18 protein-coding genes are annotated in these 16,431 nt (G+C 54.8%); 10 read left to right on the top strand and 8 right to left on the bottom strand.

The features are described from left to right. Window positions 1–123 precede the first annotated feature (123 nt). Window positions 124–1,221, top strand: a complete 1,098-nt coding sequence (mltA, locus tag ACOT1A_RS05865) for a murein transglycosylase A (protein WP_022649225.1) — start codon at window positions 124–126, stop codon at window positions 1,219–1,221. A gap of 75 nt (window positions 1,222–1,296) precedes the next feature. Then, on the top strand, window positions 1,297–2,103 hold the full coding sequence (gene tcdA, locus ACOT1A_RS05860) for a tRNA cyclic N6-threonylcarbamoyladenosine(37) synthase TcdA (protein ID WP_006811804.1): 807 nt from the start codon (window positions 1,297–1,299) through the stop codon (window positions 2,101–2,103). Here the strand turns inward: tcdA and csdE are convergent. Together csdE and csdA are read right to left on the bottom strand one after the other, a co-directional pair. Beyond that, entirely contained in the window at window positions 2,094–2,540 is a 447-nt protein-coding gene (gene csdE / locus ACOT1A_RS05855; protein ID WP_023306844.1) for a cysteine desulfurase sulfur acceptor subunit CsdE, read from the bottom strand. The genes tcdA and csdE overlap by 10 nt on opposite strands. Next, entirely contained in the window at window positions 2,540–3,745 is a 1,206-nt protein-coding gene (csdA, locus tag ACOT1A_RS05850; protein WP_276169918.1) for a cysteine desulfurase CsdA, read from the bottom strand. Before csdA ends, csdE begins: the two co-directional genes overlap by 1 nt. A gap of 192 nt (window positions 3,746–3,937) precedes the next feature. Between csdA and ACOT1A_RS05845 the strand changes: the two genes are divergently transcribed. The 4 genes from ACOT1A_RS05845 to rlmM all read left to right on the top strand — a co-directional run bounded on the left by ACOT1A_RS05845 (window position 3,938) and on the right by rlmM (window position 6,961). Further along, complete coding sequence (locus tag ACOT1A_RS05845; protein ID WP_015571738.1) at window positions 3,938–4,165, top strand: YgdI/YgdR family lipoprotein; 228 nt, start codon at window positions 3,938–3,940, stop codon at window positions 4,163–4,165. A 350-nt stretch (window positions 4,166–4,515) separates the two neighbouring features. After that, the gene (gene gcvA, locus ACOT1A_RS05840; RefSeq protein WP_022649222.1) at window positions 4,516–5,433 is read left to right on the top strand and encodes a glycine cleavage system transcriptional regulator GcvA; all 918 of its coding nucleotides are present in this window, start codon (window positions 4,516–4,518) and stop codon (window positions 5,431–5,433) included. A gap of 39 nt (window positions 5,434–5,472) precedes the next feature. After that, window positions 5,473–5,868 carry a DUF423 domain-containing protein gene (locus tag ACOT1A_RS05835; RefSeq protein ID WP_003862756.1) on the top strand — a complete coding sequence of 132 codons (396 nt, stop codon included), beginning with the start codon at window positions 5,473–5,475 and terminating at the stop codon, window positions 5,866–5,868. Then, window positions 5,861–6,961 (top strand): 23S rRNA (cytidine(2498)-2'-O)-methyltransferase RlmM, encoded by a 1,101-nt coding sequence (gene rlmM / locus ACOT1A_RS05830; protein ID WP_022649221.1) that lies wholly within the window; start codon window positions 5,861–5,863, stop codon window positions 6,959–6,961. Before ACOT1A_RS05835 ends, rlmM begins: the two co-directional genes overlap by 8 nt. Window positions 6,962–7,018: 57 nt before the next feature. Here the strand turns inward: rlmM and xni are convergent, their stop codons facing one another. The 5 genes from xni to queF form a co-directional block, all read right to left on the bottom strand. Then, window positions 7,019–7,774 carry a flap endonuclease Xni gene (xni, locus tag ACOT1A_RS05825; RefSeq protein WP_032626021.1) on the bottom strand — a complete coding sequence of 252 codons (756 nt, stop codon included), beginning with the start codon at window positions 7,772–7,774 and terminating at the stop codon, window positions 7,019–7,021. Window positions 7,775–7,886: 112 nt separating this feature from the next. Beyond that, complete coding sequence (locus ACOT1A_RS05820) at window positions 7,887–9,254, bottom strand: L-serine ammonia-lyase (protein ID WP_022649219.1); 1,368 nt, start codon at window positions 9,252–9,254, stop codon at window positions 7,887–7,889. A 62-nt stretch (window positions 9,255–9,316) separates the two neighbouring features. Beyond that, window positions 9,317–10,606 carry an HAAAP family serine/threonine permease gene (locus tag ACOT1A_RS05815; RefSeq protein ID WP_022649218.1) on the bottom strand — a complete coding sequence of 430 codons (1,290 nt, stop codon included), beginning with the start codon at window positions 10,604–10,606 and terminating at the stop codon, window positions 9,317–9,319. Window positions 10,607–11,110: 504 nt separating this feature from the next. After that, the gene (ppnN, locus tag ACOT1A_RS05810; RefSeq protein WP_023298502.1) at window positions 11,111–12,475 is read right to left on the bottom strand and encodes a nucleotide 5'-monophosphate nucleosidase PpnN; all 1,365 of its coding nucleotides are present in this window, start codon (window positions 12,473–12,475) and stop codon (window positions 11,111–11,113) included. 116 nt (window positions 12,476–12,591) lie between these two features. Next, entirely contained in the window at window positions 12,592–13,434 is an 843-nt protein-coding gene (queF, locus tag ACOT1A_RS05805) for an NADPH-dependent 7-cyano-7-deazaguanine reductase QueF (RefSeq protein WP_276169919.1), read from the bottom strand. 69 nt (window positions 13,435–13,503) lie between these two features. On the opposite strand from queF, the gene syd reads away from it, so the two are divergent. Continuing rightward, the gene (syd, locus tag ACOT1A_RS05800; RefSeq protein WP_022649215.1) at window positions 13,504–14,049 is read left to right on the top strand and encodes a SecY-interacting protein; all 546 of its coding nucleotides are present in this window, start codon (window positions 13,504–13,506) and stop codon (window positions 14,047–14,049) included. Window positions 14,050–14,183: 134 nt separating this feature from the next. Here syd and ACOT1A_RS05795 read toward each other — a convergent pair whose 3' ends face one another. Continuing rightward, on the bottom strand, window positions 14,184–14,360 hold the full coding sequence (locus tag ACOT1A_RS05795) for a hypothetical protein (RefSeq protein ID WP_154816618.1): 177 nt from the start codon (window positions 14,358–14,360) through the stop codon (window positions 14,184–14,186). A gap of 321 nt (window positions 14,361–14,681) precedes the next feature. Here ACOT1A_RS05795 and ACOT1A_RS05790 point away from each other — a divergent pair, with 321 nt between their 5' ends. The 3 genes from ACOT1A_RS05790 to ACOT1A_RS05780 are packed head-to-tail and all read left to right on the top strand — an operon-like array spanning window position 14,682 to window position 16,258. Continuing rightward, window positions 14,682–15,011: a YqcC family protein gene (locus ACOT1A_RS05790; RefSeq protein ID WP_022649214.1), complete on the top strand. Its 330-nt coding sequence runs from the start codon at window positions 14,682–14,684 to the stop codon at window positions 15,009–15,011. Next, the gene (gene truC / locus ACOT1A_RS05785; RefSeq protein ID WP_023298500.1) at window positions 15,008–15,793 is read left to right on the top strand and encodes a tRNA pseudouridine(65) synthase TruC; all 786 of its coding nucleotides are present in this window, start codon (window positions 15,008–15,010) and stop codon (window positions 15,791–15,793) included. Before ACOT1A_RS05790 ends, truC begins: the two co-directional genes overlap by 4 nt. A 15-nt stretch (window positions 15,794–15,808) precedes the next feature. Beyond that, window positions 15,809–16,258, top strand: a complete 450-nt coding sequence (locus ACOT1A_RS05780; RefSeq protein ID WP_022649212.1) for a flavodoxin — start codon at window positions 15,809–15,811, stop codon at window positions 16,256–16,258. Window positions 16,259–16,431 lie beyond the last annotated feature (173 nt).

The following is a 16,431-nucleotide window of genomic DNA, read 5'->3' as shown; positions in this document are numbered from 1 at the left end:
GAATAGCCACTTTGGACTATTTTTTGTCCAGAATTTGCCAAAGGGAAGGCGATCGCATTTCATTACCACGGTGGGTTTGTTATCTTCATCACGCGGAATTGGGCAACTAAAAGACGAGATATAATGAAAGGACGTTGGGTGAAGTATCTGATGACAGGCGCAATGGTAGCGATTCTTGCGGCCTGCTCTTCCAAACCGACCGATCGCGGTCAACAGTATAAAGACGGGAAGTTATCCCAGCCTTTCTCTTTAGTTAACCAGCCAGATGCCGTGGGTGCTCCAATCAATGCCGGGGATTTCTCCGAGCAGGTATACCAGATCCGCAAAGCGTCGCCACGCCTGTATGGCTCACAGAACAACGTTTATAGTGCAGTGCAGGACTGGCTGCGTGCTGGCGGTGATACGCGCAATATGCGCCAGTTTGGTATTGACGCGTGGCAGATGGAAGGGGCGGATAACTACGGTAACGTTCAGTTTACCGGCTACTACACCCCGGTTGTCCAGGCACGACACACGCGTCAGGGCGAATTCCAGTATCCGATTTACCGCATGCCGCCAAAACGCGGTCGTCTCCCGTCCCGCGCTGAAATCTATGCCGGTGCGCTTAGCGAAAATTACGTGCTGGCCTACAGCAACTCGCTGATGGATAACTTCATCATGGACGTGCAGGGCAGCGGCTATATTGATTTTGGCGACGGCTCGCCGCTGAACTTCTTTAGCTATGCCGGGAAAAACGGCCATGCCTATCGCAGCATCGGTAAGGTGCTCATCGACCGTGGTGAAGTGAAACGAGAAGATATGTCGATGCAGGCGATCCGCGAGTGGGGCGAAAAACACAGCGAAGCGGAAGTGCGTGAGCTGCTTGAGCAGAATCCATCGTTTGTCTTCTTCAAACCGCAGAACTTTGCGCCGGTGAAAGGGGCGAGCGCCGTCCCGCTGATTGGCCGCGCTTCTGTGGCATCGGATCGTTCGATTATCCCGGCGGGTACCACGCTGCTGGCGGAAGTTCCTCTCCTCGACAACAACGGCAAATTCAACGGCAAGTATGAATTACGCCTGATGGTGGCGCTGGACGTGGGCGGGGCGATTAAAGGTCAGCACTTCGATATTTACCAGGGCATCGGCCCGGATGCAGGGCATCGTGCAGGCTGGTATAACCACTACGGGCGCGTGTGGGTGCTGAAGACAGCGCCGGGTACCGGGAACGTATTTAGCGGCTGAGTGTGGTATTCTGAGCGCAAGACGGATTACGGTTCAGGGTGAGGAATACCTCACCCTTTTTACATCTGAGGTTTTATGTCTGTGGTAATCAGCGATGCCTGGCGCCAGCGTTTCGGCGGCACGGCACGGTTATACGGTGAAAAAGCCCTGCAACTGTTCGCGGATGCGCATGTCTGCGTGGTGGGCATTGGTGGCGTGGGTTCGTGGGCGGCAGAAGCGCTGGCGAGAACCGGCATTGGCGCAATTACGTTGATTGATATGGATGACGTCTGCGTCACTAACACTAACCGTCAGATCCACGCCCTGCGTGATAACGTCGGTCTGGCGAAGTCCGAGGTGATGGCGGAGCGTATTCGTCTCATCAACCCGGAGTGCCGCGTAACGGTGATTGACGACTTTGTGACGGCAGATAACGTCGCGGAGTACATGAGCAAAGGCTACAGCTATGTGATTGACGCCATCGACAGCGTGCGGCCAAAAGCGGCGCTGATCGCTTACTGTCGTCGTTACAAGGTGCCGCTGGTGACAACGGGCGGCGCGGGTGGACAAATTGATCCGACGCAGATCCAGGTGGCAGATCTGGCGAAAACCATTCAGGATCCACTGGCTGCTAAGCTGCGCGAGCGCTTAAAAAGCGACTTCAACGTGGTGAAGAACAGTAAAGGCAAGCTGGGTGTGGACTGTGTGTTCTCGACAGAAGCGCTGGTTTATCCGCAGGCGGATGGTTCGGTCTGTGCAATGAAAAGCACAGCGGAAGGGCCAAAGCGGATGGATTGTGCCTCAGGGTTTGGAGCGGCCACCATGGTGACCGCCTCCTTCGGCTTTGTGGCGGTCTCTCACGCCCTGAAGAAGATGATGGCGAAGGCGGAACGTCAGGCCTGAGCCTGACGGGCGGCATCCAGCACCGCGTCGTTTAGCGCAATCAGTCCCTGACCGCGCGAGGCGCTAAGCTGCGTGCGAAGTCCCAGCTCATCAAACAGCGCCAGCGGAGAATGCGCCAGCAGCTCTGCGGCGCTTTTCCCTTCGATTGCGGTCAACAGCACCGCCAGCAGACCGCGAACAATGCGTCCCTCGCTGTCGCCGAAGAAATGCAGTTTCTCACCGGATATGCTAAACCCAAGCCAGACGCGGTTCTCGCAGCCAGCTATCTCCTTCGCCTGCGATTTCAGTTCGTCTGACAGCGTGGGCAACTGTTTGCCCAGCAGGATCAACTGACGATATTTATCTTCCCACTGCGTGAGCGGGACGAAGGTCTGTTTTAACGTCTCTTCAGTGATAACGGTGCCGAACGGATGCCCGGCTAAGGCTGAACTTGTCATTAATCCACCAGTAATTCCAGGGCGCGGTCGACGGCGGAAACCAGCGCGTCGACGTCACTTTTTGTGTTGTACGGTGCAAACGAGGCGCGCAGGGTACCGCTCACCCCCATGGCCGCCAGCAGCGGCTGTGCGCAGTGCTGTCCTGCGCGCAGGGCAATGCCGTATCCGGCAAGCAGCGTCACCATGTCGCTATGGTGTACGCCCGCAAAATCAAAGGCGAGCAGGCTGGAGTCCTGGACGCGGAACGAGCGAAACCCGGGGCGTTTCTTAAGCTCTTCTTCTGCCAGCGTCGCCAGGCCCCGGCTCCAGCTTTCAGCCTGAGCCACGTCCGTATCTGCGAGAAATTCGAGCGCTGCGCTCAGACCGATAACCCCTGCCACGTTCGGCGTACCGGCTTCCAGGCGGTAAGGCACATCCTGCGTTTTGAAACTGTCGAAGGTGACTTCGGTAATCATCTTGCCGCCGCCGAGCCACGGCGTCATCCGGGCCAGCAGTTCAGGTTTGCCGTACAGCGCGCCGATACCGGTTGGCCCGTACAATTTATGCCCTGAGAAGGCATAGAAGTCGATATCCAGCGCCTGAACGTTAGCCGGAAAATGCACCACACCCTGCGCACCGTCGACCATTACCACCACGCCGCTGGCATGGGCAATCTCAATGGCGCGCGCCAGATCCGGACAGCCGCCGGTGACGTTGGACATCTGCCCCAGCGCCAGAATACGGCTGCGCGGCGTAATCAGCTCAGGCAGACGCGCCACGTCAGGCAGGAAGTCTGTACCCAACGGGAGTTTTACAACCCGTGCCCCGGTTTGTTCGGCCACCATCAGCCAGGGCACCAGGTTGGCGTGGTGTTCCGCCTCGCTGACGATGATCTCATCCCCGGGCTGCAACAGCGGACGCGCGTAACATTGCGCCACCATGTTAATGGCCTCGGTAGTGCCCCGAGTCCAGACGATGTTCTTACCGCTGTCAGCATTGATCAGGCGCGCGACCTTATCCCGTGCGGCTTCGTATTGCGCCGTTAAGCGCTGCGCGTCGGCATACTGGCTGCGATGCACGTTCCCGGCGCTCAGGCTGTAAAACTGGCGGGTTGCCTCAATCACCGCTTGCGGCTTAAGGGCCGTGGCGGCGCTATCAAGATAAATGCCGGCATCGGCCAGCGCAGGAAATTGTGCGCGAAACTGCGCAGGACTGAAAGCGTTCATGGAATTCCTCATATCGATTCTACGATCGTCGCGCAAATTCATCGGCAGGGCAAGGAAGTTGATATCTATCAGATTTGTCTGCTTATCCTGGCGAGTCTGAAAAAGCAGGTTATGCTAAATAGTGTTAGGCGGATGTTTTAGCCTGTTATAAATCGAGGTTTGAATAGCATTAATTGCTAAAGGAGAATAATCATGAAAAAGACAGCTGCAATCATTTCTGCCTGTGCGTTGACCTTTGCCCTGAGCGCATGTTCTGGAAATAACTACGTAATGCATACCAACGATGGTCGATCTATCGTCTCTGAAGGGAAACCGACAACCGATAATGATACCGGGATGATTTCATATAAAGATGCTAACGGGAACAAACAGCAGATCAATCGCAGTGACGTGAAAGAGATGAAGGAAATCGAGCATTAACAGTTAGATAAGCGAAAAAAAAGCACCGCAAGTTGGCGGTGCTACATTAATCACTATGGACAGACAGGGTAAATGTACAGGAAGTGAAAAATTGGTAGCGTTGCTACCGTGGTCTGAATCGCAGACCAATTGCAAACACAACAACACAACATCACAACCGTAAGCCAAAAGCCCTTCAGAACACGCATTCCAAAAAAAGCTTTTCGTTCCGGCTCAGGAAGTGCCGCCACTATAGGTATTTGCTGGTAGTTCCTCAACGGACAAATTATAATGGCTCAGATAAAAAAAACTAATAGGTTAAACGTTGTTTCCTATATGTTAAATTTCGTTAACATCTAAGCCAGATAACCATGTCCAAGCGATTGCCACCCCTAAATGCATTACGTGTTTTTGATGCAGCAGCACGCCACCTCAGCTTCACCCGCGCAGCCGATGAGCTTTTTGTGACACAGGCCGCAGTAAGTCATCAAATCAAGTCTCTGGAGGATTTTCTGGGGCTTAAGCTGTTCCGTCGCCGTAACCGTTCGTTGCTGTTGACCGAAGAAGGGCAGAGCTATTTTCAGGATATTAAAGAGATTTTCTCCCAGCTGACGGAAGCCACCCGTAAGCTTCAGGCACGGAGCGCAAAAGGCGCCCTGACTGTGAGTTTATTGCCCAGTTTTGCCATTCAGTGGCTGGTGCCGCGACTCTCAAGCTTTAACTCAACTTATCCGGGAATCGATGTCCGAATCCAGGCGGTGGACCGTCAGGAAGACAAGCTTGCAGACGATGTGGATGTGGCGATTTTTTACGGTCGTGGTAACTGGCCGGGCTTGCGTGTTGAAAAATTATACGCAGAATATCTGCTGCCGGTCTGTTCACCACTGCTGCTGACGGGGGAGAAAGCGCTCAAAACGCCCGCCGATCTGGCGCAACACACGCTTTTGCACGATGCCTCGCGTCGCGACTGGCAAACTTATACCCGCCAGTTAGGTCTTAATCATATAAACGTGCAGCAGGGGCCCATTTTTAGCCACAGCGCGATGGTGTTACAGGCTGCCATTCACGGGCAGGGCGTGGCATTAGCGAATAACGTCATGGCGCAGTCCGAAATTGAGGCAGGCCGTCTGGTTTGCCCATTTAACGATGTACTGGTTAGCAAGAATGCATTTTATCTGGTTTGTCATGACAGTCAGGCAGAACTGGGTAAAATAGCCGCTTTCCGGCAGTGGATACTGGCGAAAGCGGCAAGCGAGCAAGAAAAATTCCGCTTCAGGTATGAACAATAACGTTTGTGTGCCGGGCACGCATTAATTCAGGACTTAAACATGACCAGCCGATTCATGCTGATTTTCGCCGCGGTGAGTGGCTTTATTTTTGTAGCTCTGGGCGCGTTTGGCGCGCATGTCTTAAGCAAGTCTTTGGGCGTTGTGGAGATGGGCTGGATCCAGACCGGCCTTGAATATCAGGCGTTCCACACGCTGGCAATTTTTGGGCTGGCGGTGGCGATGCAGCGCCGTATCAGCATTTGGTTTTACTGGAGCAGCGTCTTTCTGGCGCTGGGTACCGTACTGTTCAGCGGCAGTCTCTACTGTCTGGCGCTGTCGCATTTACGCCTGTGGGCGTTTGTTACACCTGTCGGCGGCGTCAGCTTCCTGGCGGGTTGGGTGTTAATGTTTATCGGAGCTATCCGTCTGAAACGCAAGGGCGTTGTTCATGAATAAGGTTGTTTTATATTGTCGCCCGGGGTTTGAGAAAGAGTGCGCCGCGGAAATCACCGATAAAGCGGCGAAGCGTGAAGTCTTCGGATTCGCTCGCGTCAAAGAGAACGCGGGTTATGTGGTATTTGAATGCTATCAGCCTGATGATGCCGACAAGCTGGCGCGCGAACTGCCGTTCAGCTCGCTGATTTTCGCCCGTCAGATGTTTGTCGCGGGCGAACTGCTGAAAGATCTTCCGCCGGAGGATCGCATCACGCCGATTGTTGGCCTGTTGCAGGGCGTGGTGGAGAAGGGCGGCGATTTGCGCGTGGAAGTGGCTGACACCAATGAAAGCAAAGAGCTGATGAAGTTCTGCCGTAAGTTTACCGTGCCGCTCCGCGCGGCACTGCGTGATGCGGGTGTGCTGACAAACTACGAAACGCCAAAGCGTCCAGTCGTGCATATCTTCTTTATTGCGCCAGGATGTTGCTACACCGGCTACTCGTATACCACCAATAACTCGCCGTTCTTTATGGGGATCCCGCGTCTGCGCTTCCCGTCAGACGCGCCGAGCCGTTCAACCCTGAAGCTGGAAGAGGCGTTCCACGTCTTTATCCCGGCGGACGAGTGGGACGAACGTCTGGCAAACGGCATGTATGCCGTCGATCTTGGCGCGTGCCCGGGCGGTTGGACCTATCAGCTGGTGAAACGCAACATGTGGGTTTCGTCTGTGGATAACGGCCCGATGGCGCAAAGCCTGATGGACACCGGGCAGGTCACCTGGCTGCGTGAAGATGGTTTCCGCTACCGTCCTACCCGTAACAACATCTCCTGGATGGTGTGCGACATGGTAGAAAAACCGGCGAAAGTCGCGGCGCTGATGGCCTCCTGGCTGGTGAACGGCTGGTGTCGTGAGACGATTTTCAACCTCAAGCTGCCGATGAAAAAGCGTTACGAAGAGGTGTCGCAGAACCTGGCTTATATTCAGCAGCAACTGGACGAACACGGGATTAACGCGGAAATCCAGGCGCGTCAGCTGTATCACGACCGTGAAGAAGTGACGGTGCATATCCGTCGCTGGTGGGCGGCCGTGGGTGGGCGTCGCGACGAGCGATAACGTTTGTAACGCCCGGTGGCGCTGCGCTTACCGGGCCTACAAAATCGTGTAGTTGTTTTAACGTTCTAACCTTAACTGCTGTAAATTCCCGTCCAGCTGTAAATCCGTCTGTAGCGTTGCGATTTCCCGGCAGATAAACGCCATCTCTTTATTCGCCTCCAGCTTCTTGCGCCATTTTTCCGGCACTTCCTCAAGCCTTGCGTAAATCCCTTCCAGATTCTGAAACTCCGTCAGCAGCTGTGCGGCACTTTTGGGTCCAATACCGGCGACACCCGGCACTCTGGAGCTGCTGATCCCCGCCAGCCCCCAGTAATCCGGCAATTGCTCAGGCGATACGCCAAACTCGCTGGCAATAAATGGCGCGTCCAGCCAGCGTTTCTGGAAGTAGTCGCGGATGCGGACCGTTGGAGAGAGCAGCTGGCAGTAGCCTTTGTCGGTTGAAACGATAGTCGCCTGATGCCCGGCGCTCGCGACTTTAACCGCCAGCGTTGCGGCTAAATCGTCAGCCTCATTACCGTGTGCGCCCCAGCACGGAACGCCGCGCTGTTCAAAGGCCGCGCGTATAACGGGCATTTCGGCGTGCAGATCGTCCGGCATCGGCGCACGCCCGGCTTTGTAGTCCGGCAGGCGCTGGTGCCGCCAGCCGGTATTGCGTGCTTCATCGTCGAATACGGCAACAGCGTGGGTGGGTTCGCTATGGCGAATGAGCTGCTCCAGCGCGTGTAAACAGGTGTCCTTGCAGGGGGTGCCCTGTACCGCGTGAATACGGCGAATCAGGTTAAGTGCATCGACGATAAGCAAATGAACGGCCACAGATAATCTCCCTTCTGTCTAATGGGGGAAGGGTAACACTGAGCGCAGCATGAAACTATGAATGGTGGGGAAAACAGGAAGAAGCCTCGCAAAACGAGGCTTCCTGAGAGGCTTAATCGCAGGTAACGATCTTCATCGCCAGGCCACCGCGGGAGGTTTCGCGGTATTTGGCGTTCATATCTTTACCGGTTTCGTACATGGTTTCGATAACCTTGTCGAGACACACGCGCGGTTCGCTGGTGCGGCGCAGCGCCATACGGGCCGCGTTCACCGCTTTCACAGAGGCGATGGCGTTACGCTCGATGCATGGCACCTGGACCTGTCCGCCGACCGGATCGCAGGTCAGCCCCAGGTTATGTTCCATGCCGATTTCCGCCGCAATACAAACCTGCGCAGGACTTGCGCCAAGCAGTTCGGCCAGACCCGCCGCCGCCATAGAGCAGGCTACGCCCACTTCACCCTGACAGCCCACTTCCGCGCCGGAAATCGAGGCGTTCATCTTGTACAGTGAGCCAATCGCACTGGCGACCAGCATATACCGCGCGAGTGAGTTTGCATTCACTTCACGGATAAACTTGTCGTAATACGCCAGGACCGCCGGAACAATGCCGCACGCCCCGTTGGTTGGCGCGGTGACGACGCGGCCACCCGCGGCGTTCTCTTCGTTCACCGCCAGCGCGAACATGTTGATCCAGTCGACAACGGCCATCGGGTCGGTGGTGGTTTTGTCGGTGCTGACCAGCATGCGGCGCAGCGCAGCCGCACGACGTGGAACACGCAGTTTCCCCGGCAGCACGCCTTCGGTGGTGATCCCGCGCTCAATGCCGCTGCGCATCACTTCCCAGACGTTTGCGAAGTGCTGTTCCAGCTCCTCTTTGCTGTGCAGGGCCAGCTCATTTTTCATCATCAGGCCGGAGAGAGATAGGCCTGTCTCCTGGCAGTGACGCTGTAAATCGGCCGCGTTTTTGTACGGGTACGGCACCTCAACGGCGGAGCCGTTGGTTTGACCAAAATGGTCTTCGTCGACGATAAACCCGCCGCCGATGGAGTAATACGTCTGGCTGTAAACCGCTTTATCGCCGACCAGCGCGGTAATGCGCATGCCGTTTTCGTGCAGCGACAGGTTATCCGCATGGAAATTCATGCAGTGGTCAACCGGAAATTCAACTTCGTGCTCGCCGTTGGCCAGCAGCAAACGACCATGGGTGTTCACGTCCTGGATAAAGCCAGGAATGGAGTCAATATCAACGGTATCCGGCAGGTTACCCGCCAGCCCCATGATAATGGCAATATCGGTATGGTGGCCTTTACCGGTCAGGGAAAGGGAACCGTATACATCGACAACCACGCGGGTGATGTCGTGCAAAATGCCGCGTGCAATCAAGTCATCCGTGAATTGTTTACCGGCTTTCATTGGTCCGACGGTGTGAGAGCTGGAAGGACCAATACCGATTTTGAAGATATCGAATACGCTAATCATGATGCGTCCATTGCTTCAGTCAGAGGGGAGGAGTGCGCCATCCGAAGACGGCGCAGGAGGTATTAGCTGAACAGCGAGTAGAAAATAGCGGAGATGGCAATCAGACCCATCACAACAACGAACACGTTGCTGATATGGCCGCTGTATTTACGCATCGCTGGCACTTTCTGAATCGCGTACATCGGCATCAGGAACAGAATCATCGCGATAATCGGGCCGCCCAGGGTTTCAATCATGCCCAGAATGCTTGGGTTCAGGGTGGCTACCGCCCAGGTGGTCACCAGCATGAACAGCGCGGTGATTTTGTTCAGACGGTTGATTTCAATGCTCTTGCCTTTACCGCGCAGAGATTTAATCACCATACCGTTGAAGCCTTCACGTGCGCCCAGGTAGTGGCCCAGGAAGGATTTGGTGATGGCGATAATCGCGATGATCGGTGCCATCCACGCAATCAGCGGTGCGTTAAAGTGGTTTGCCAGGTAGGACAGAATAGAGATGTTCTGCTCTTTCGCCGCCGCCAGATCCGCCGGGGAAAGGCTCAGCACGCAGCTGAACACGAAGAACATAACTGTCAGTACCATCATGATGTGTGCGCGAGCCAGGATGCTGGAGCACTTCTTCTCTGCACCATTGCCGTACTCTTCACGCTTCGCCACCGCGAAGGAGGAGATGATTGGCGAGTGGTTGAAGGAGAACACCATTACCGGGATCGCCAGCCACAGGGTCAGTAGCAGGCCGTTACCGGTTGCGGATGCGCTGCTCAGAGACAGAGTTTCCAGCGCAGCGCCGTTCCACTGTGGGATCAGGTACAGCGCCAGCACCATCAGGGCTGCAACAAACGGGAATACCAGCACGCTCATCGCTTTGACAATCATCTGCTCGCCAAAGCGCACGATGGTCATCATACCGACGATCAGGATCAGGGACAGGATCGCACGCGGCGGCGGGGTCATCTGCAGCTGGTGCATCATGAAGCTTTCAACGGTGTTGGTGATAGCAACGCTATACACCAGCAGAATCGGGTAAATCGCGAAGAAGTAGAGCAGGGTAATCAGCTTACCTGCGCCGACGCCGAAGTGTTCTTCAACGACTTCAGTAATGTCTTCGCCCGGGTTTTTACCGGACAGCACGAAGCGGGTCAGGCCGCGGTGTGCAAAGAAGGTCATCGGAAAGGCGATGATGGCCATGATGATCAGCGGGATCAGACCGCCGACACCTGCGTTGATAGGAAGGAACAGTACACCAGCGCCGATTGCCGTGCCGTACAGGCCAAGCATCCACATGGTATCCGTTTTGCGCCAACCGCTTCGGGATTCAATCGAAGCAACGGTGCTGGTTTGAGTGGTTTCCATCTGTATCTCCTGGAGGAAGCAAATTGTCAGGTTTTTAGTCAAATCCGATGAAAAAGTGCCTGACGGTAATATGAAATTCGTTCAGTGACGGTTTTTTAATAATTTTTGCCCGTAACTATTGGCGGGCGGAAAGATACATTCTCGTTATGAATCTATCAGTGATCGCGATCCCAAATGCAATAATCCACTTATGATGTGGGCATATTTAGACCATTTATCTGTTAAAAAAACATCAAAGAGGATTTACGGGCGCGAAGGCTACCATTAACGACATGTTTTCGAAAAGGCTGACCCGCGAGATAGGTGTCTTTCGCTGTAAAGAAATAGGATTTTAGGATTTTCTGGCAGGTAATTTCGATTAAGGCTGATTATTTACGGTTTCAAAAACGAGGTAATCGTTTGCGCGGGCGCCAGATTTGTTAATAACATTGAAGATCGCTATGAATTACATCACTAATAAAAAAGCCGGATGACAATCCGGCTTGAGAGGAGGGAAAGGACGCTTTATTTGATGATTTCGTAACAGGGAATATAGGCAGAACCCGGAAGTTTCATGCGGTGCTGAGCCACAAAGCCCTGCAGCATGTCATCCATGCGGCGCATCATCTCCGGGTCACCGTGGATTTTATACGGCCCGAACTCCTCAATCGCGCGGATCCCCACCTCCTTCACGTTCCCCGCCACGATGCCAGAGAAGGCGCGACGCAGGTCAGCTGCCAGTACCTCCACCGGCTGATCCGGATAGAGTTTGAGGTTCGCCATGTTCTCATGCGACGGCTCGAAGGGGATCTGGAGATCCGGTGCGATACGGATGGACCAGTTAAAGCTGTAGGCATCCCCGGTATCACGACGGTTCTCTTTCACCAGCGGCATCGCTTTTTTCATCTGACGGGCCACTTCTGCGGCATCGTCAATAATAATGCGGTAGTGACGGCGCGCGTCTTCCCCCAGCGTATGCACGATAAACTCGTCCAGCACGCGGAAATAGTCGGCGCTCTCTTTCGGGCCGGTCAGGATCAGCGGCAGAACCTGATTTTTGTTGGCCGGGTTCATCAGGATCCCGAGCAGATAAAGCAGCTCTTCCGCCGTACCTACGCCGCCCGGGAAGATGATAATGCCGTGCGCGATACGGACAAACGCCTCAAGACGTTTTTCGATATCAGGCATAATAATCAGTTCGTTAACCAGCGGGTTAGGCGGCTCAGCGGCGATGATCGACGGCTCGGTCATGCCGATAAAACGGCCTTCTTTATAGCGTTGCTGCGCGTGTCCTACTGCCGCGCCTTTCATCGGCGCTTCCATCGCGCCAGGACCGCAGCCGGTACAGATGTTCAGCTCGCGCAGGCCGAGCTGATTACCCACGCGGCGGGCGTACAGGTATTCGGTTTCGTTAATAGAGTGACCACCCCAGCAGACGACCATGTTCGGCGCTTCGCCAACGTGCAGGGCGCGGGCGTTACGCAGAATGGAGAAAACCAGGTTGGTGATATGAACGGAGCTTTCCAGATCGAGATGCTGGAAACGACCGGCGTTGCTGATCTGTCCGTTAACAAACAGGATGTCGCGCAGCACGGCAAAAAGGTTGGCCTGAAGTGAGCGAATAATACGCCCATCGACAAACGCCTCTTCCGGCGGGTTGATCACTTCCAGCTTCACCCCGCGCTCGCGGCGCAGCACATTGATATCAAAACTTTCGAAGCGGGACAGCAGCTCTTTACTGTTGTCGGTCAGGCTTCCGGAGTTCAGTACAGCAAGTGAACAGTTACGAAACAGTTGATACAGGTCGCTACTGGCGGTGCGTTTAAGCATGTCCACTTCCAGTTGCGACAACATATCCATAGAGCCAAGCGGGCTAATATGTGTAATCAAGTGAGCTCCTTATGGGACGATTATCGTCTTTCCCTGTTGATTACAATAGCCCTGGCTTATGACGTTTCACAACACTTCGGGCGGAATACCGCCCGCATATTGTGAAAATATTTATCTTACTGGCGCACCAGCCGTCCGGTGGCAGGCACAAAATCGGTATTGGTGCGCCATGGGTTAATGTCCAGGCCTCCGCGACGGGTATAGCGGGCATAAACGCTCAGCTTTTCGGGCTGGCAGAAACGCTGGATGTCATTGAAGATGCGTTCCACGCACTGCTCGTGAAATTCGTTGTGATGACGGAATGACACCAGGTAACGAAGCAGCTTTTCCCGGTCAATCTGCGGGCCGCGATACTGGATCTGTACCGAGCCCCAGTCCGGCTGATGGGTGATAAGGCAGTTGGATTTCAGCAGATGGCTTACCAGCGTTTCGTCGACCACTTTTCCGCCCGCCGCGTTTTCCAGATAGTCGGTGCTAAAATCGTAGCTCTCCACATCAATGTCCTGATCGTCGATGCAGGTGCCGTGGAAATGGGCGATGGGCTGACCTTCCAGCTCATGCAGACGGTATAACGAGACGGTTACGTTCCCCTGCGCGCACGCGCTTAAATCACGTTCAAGCGTCTGTTGTACCTCGTCCCAGCTGTTAAATTTGGTCTGGTTAAAGCTGTTGAGATAGAGCTTAAAGCTCTTGGATTCGACCAGGTTTACGCTGGCGTAATCCAGCTCGACATGGCCCACGGCCACCTGCGGCAGACCGCGCGCATTCAGCCAGGAGAGTTCGTACAGCGTCCAGATGTCGCCGCCGACGAACGGCAGCGCGTCGGCATGAAGGCCAAGCGGATCGCGGTTCAGACTGCGCGGCACACCCTGAAGCAGGCTTGCGTCGTAGGTGTCGCGGTAATCGGTCGATTTACCCAGCGTTAAGCCCGTTAACGCCTGATGATTTTCGTAAGACATGTTTCATAGCCACTTTACAGGTACACTTAGGGGCTGAGTTTATCCTGTCTTACAAGAAGAGAGAAATCGGTGGATATCGAAACTGCAAATGCCCTGACGTCCTTCACGACCCGCTATTGCGATGCCTGGCATGAAAAGCGGGGGACGTGGCCGCAAAGTACTGACTTATATGGCGTGCCGTCACCGTGCATTATCGCTTCGCAGGATGATTACGTTATCTGGCAACCGAAACCGTTCACGGGCGAGCAGAATGTAAATGCGGTTGAACGCGCAATGGACATTGTGATACAACCTGCGCTTCATGCAATTTATACCACGCAGTTTGCCGGGGATATGACTGCATGTTTTGCAGGACAGCCGCTGACGCTGCTGCAAACCTGGAGCGAAGACGATCTTCAACGCGTTCAGGAAAACCTCATTGGTCACCTGGTCACGCAAAAACGCCTTAAGCTCTCCCCGACTCTCTTTATTGCGACGCTCGACAGTGAACTGGACGTCATTTCAGTCTGCAACCTGTCTGGCGAGGTCATTAAAGAGACGCTCGGCACCCGCAATCGCGACGTTCTCGCGCCTTCTCTTGCGGATTTTCTTACCCGACTTGAGCCGCTTCTGTAATCCATGATGCTACTGGACGTGTGAGAGATCTCTTACACGCACTGTGAGACATCGCCGAAACAATTAGCATTGTCTTAGAGATTTCAGATTAATATTAACTTCCCTTTCAACAGGTTAGCGATTTCCTGAAACGATTATCCCCGTTTCGCCAGGCTTACCTTGCTCACAGGGTGGGTTGTAAGACGAGGCAGAATAGCGGATTCTATCTGTGTCGACAGGATGCCGACGCGAGAAACGAACATCAGGATGATGGCGTTTCTCACCAGGAACACGTCAGGACGACGCCGCAGGAAGGCTTCAGGATGAAGCAAAGTGGATCACGCAGGATGCGTAAGGGACACCTCCAGGAAGGAGAACGTGAGCCGGTCAGGATGGTCGGTGGGTCAGGATGGCCAGGACGTTTCAGGACGAAACCTACACGTCAGGATGATGTGAGCAGGAAGCAAAAGGTAAAGGGATGACCAGGCCTTCGGGCATCAGGAAAAGTTGTCACGGATGAGCAGGGAGCACGTATTGTAGCTGGAATGCTGCGAAACGAACCGGGAGCACTGTTTTTACAGTGCTCCCTTTTTTTATTTCTGTCTTCCGCAATGCTATGCTTCGCGCCATTCCGTTTTTCAGTTGAGGTTACTATGACGCATCACGATAGCGTTCGTGCGCAGTTGCACGCCATCGAAGCCCTTATGCGCCAGCATCAGCTGTGGCAGGAAAGTGCGCCGCAGCCAGACGCGTTCGCCAGCACCCAGCCGTTTTGTCTGGATACGCTGTCTCCATTTGAATGGCTCCAGTGGGTATTAATTCCGCGCATGCACGCGCTGCTGGAAGGGGGACACGCGTTGCCCCAGGCGTTTGCCGTCTCTCCCTATTACGAAATGGCGCTGGAGGCGACTCACCCGGCGCGCGACGTTATGTTGGTTGAGCTGGAAAAGCTGGATACGCTTTTCGCCGGTGACGATGCATGACGCTTGAGATCCTGTATCAGGATGAGTGGCTGGTGGCGGTGAATAAACCGTCCGGCTGGCTGGTACACCGAAGCTGGCTCGATCGCGATGAGAAAGTGGTTGTTATGCAAACCGTGCGCGACCAAATCGGTCAGCACGTCTTTACTGCCCACCGTCTGGATCGGCCAACTTCTGGCGTTCTGCTGATGGGGCTTTCCAGTGAGGCCGGGCGCCTGCTGTCGCAGCAGTTTGAACAGCACCAGATCCAGAAGCGCTACCACGCCATTGTGCGCGGCTGGCTGACGGATTCCGCCACGCTGGATTATCCGCTGGTGGAGGAACTGGATAAAATCGCCGATAAATTTGCCCGCGAAGATAAAGGTCCGCAGCCTGCGGTGACCGACTATCGCGGTATGGCGACCACAGAACTGCCGGTGGCGACCAGCAAATTTCCCACTACGCGATACAGTCTGGTTGAGCTTTTGCCCAAAACCGGGCGCAAGCACCAGCTTCGCCGCCACCTTGCACATCTGCGCCACCCAATTATCGGCGACAGCAAGCATGGCGATCTGCGGCAGAACCGCAGCGCGGCAGAGCACTTTGGCTGTAACCGACTGATGCTGCACGCCAGCGAGCTAAGCCTGACGCACCCGTTTACCGGCGAACCGCTGACTATTCGCGCGGGGCTGGACGAGGTCTGGATGCAGGCGCTGTCACAGTTTGGCTGGCTGGGACAACTCCCCGAAAATGAAAGGGTTGAGTTTGCCGCAGGCAACGTTCAGGATGAACAGCAAGCGCAATAATTACGGGAGCAAAGCATGGCTGAAGTAGGTATTTTTGTCGGCACGATGTACGGCAACTCGCTGCTGGTTGCGGAGGAAGCAGAAGCAATCCTCGTCAATCAGGGCCATAAAGCAACGGTCTATGAAGACCCGGAGCTGGCGGACTGGGAAAAGTATAAAGATAAATACATTCTGGTGGTGACCTCCACCACCGGGCAGGGCGATCTCCCGGACAGCATCGTCCCGCTTTTCCAGGGCATTAAAGACCAGCTTGGCTATCAGCCAGATGTTCACTATGGCATCATCGCCCTCGGCGATAGCTCTTACGCCAATTTCTGCGGCGGCGGTAAGCAGTTCGACGCGCTGTTGCAGGAACAGCACGCTCAGCGGGTCGGCGAGATGTTACTGATTGATGCTGGCGAGCACCCCGAACCGGAAAGCGAGTCAAATCCCTGGGTTGAACATTGGGCCACGCTCCTGAACTAACCCTGTACTATACGAGCTGTAGGCCGGGTAGGGCGTAGCCGCCACCCGGCAACGAAGCTGCACCATATCCTCAATTCCGTGAAGTATCTTCCACCACTTTGGGCTTATGCCCCAATCCACGTTCCCCACGCCCGTCAATGTTGTGTTTCTGCACGGTGAGAGAACCGGTCACT

Source organism: Enterobacter cloacae complex sp. SYL003 (assembly GCF_049236925.1).
Classification (GTDB): Bacteria; Pseudomonadota; Gammaproteobacteria; order Enterobacterales; family Enterobacteriaceae; genus Enterobacter; species Enterobacter intestinihominis.
This window is presented reverse-complemented; position numbering and strand designations above follow the sequence as displayed.

Excerpts from the sequence above, each read along its gene's own strand:
- csdE (WP_023306844.1), bottom strand. The coding sequence starts at position 2,540 with ATGACAAGTTCAGCCTTAGCCGGGCATCCGTTCGGCACCGTTATCACT.
- mltA (WP_022649225.1), top strand. The coding sequence starts at position 124 with ATGAAAGGACGTTGGGTGAAGTATCTGATGACAGGCGCAATGGTAGCG.
- ACOT1A_RS05790 (WP_022649214.1), top strand. The coding sequence starts at position 14,682 with ATGACGCATCACGATAGCGTTCGTGCGCAGTTGCACGCCATCGAAGCC.
- ACOT1A_RS05835 (WP_003862756.1), top strand. The coding sequence starts at position 5,473 with ATGACCAGCCGATTCATGCTGATTTTCGCCGCGGTGAGTGGCTTTATT.
- ACOT1A_RS05820 (WP_022649219.1), bottom strand. The coding sequence starts at position 9,254 with ATGATTAGCGTATTCGATATCTTCAAAATCGGTATTGGTCCTTCCAGC.
- ACOT1A_RS05845 (WP_015571738.1), top strand. The coding sequence starts at position 3,938 with ATGAAAAAGACAGCTGCAATCATTTCTGCCTGTGCGTTGACCTTTGCC.
- tcdA (WP_006811804.1), top strand. The coding sequence starts at position 1,297 with ATGTCTGTGGTAATCAGCGATGCCTGGCGCCAGCGTTTCGGCGGCACG.
- truC (WP_023298500.1), top strand. The coding sequence starts at position 15,008 with ATGACGCTTGAGATCCTGTATCAGGATGAGTGGCTGGTGGCGGTGAAT.
- csdA (WP_276169918.1), bottom strand. The coding sequence starts at position 3,745 with ATGAACGCTTTCAGTCCTGCGCAGTTTCGCGCACAATTTCCTGCGCTG.
- ACOT1A_RS05780 (WP_022649212.1), top strand. The coding sequence starts at position 15,809 with ATGGCTGAAGTAGGTATTTTTGTCGGCACGATGTACGGCAACTCGCTG.
- rlmM (WP_022649221.1), top strand. The coding sequence starts at position 5,861 with ATGAATAAGGTTGTTTTATATTGTCGCCCGGGGTTTGAGAAAGAGTGC.
- queF (WP_276169919.1), bottom strand. The coding sequence starts at position 13,434 with ATGTCTTACGAAAATCATCAGGCGTTAACGGGCTTAACGCTGGGTAAA.
- gcvA (WP_022649222.1), top strand. The coding sequence starts at position 4,516 with ATGTCCAAGCGATTGCCACCCCTAAATGCATTACGTGTTTTTGATGCA.
- ACOT1A_RS05815 (WP_022649218.1), bottom strand. The coding sequence starts at position 10,606 with ATGGAAACCACTCAAACCAGCACCGTTGCTTCGATTGAATCCCGAAGC.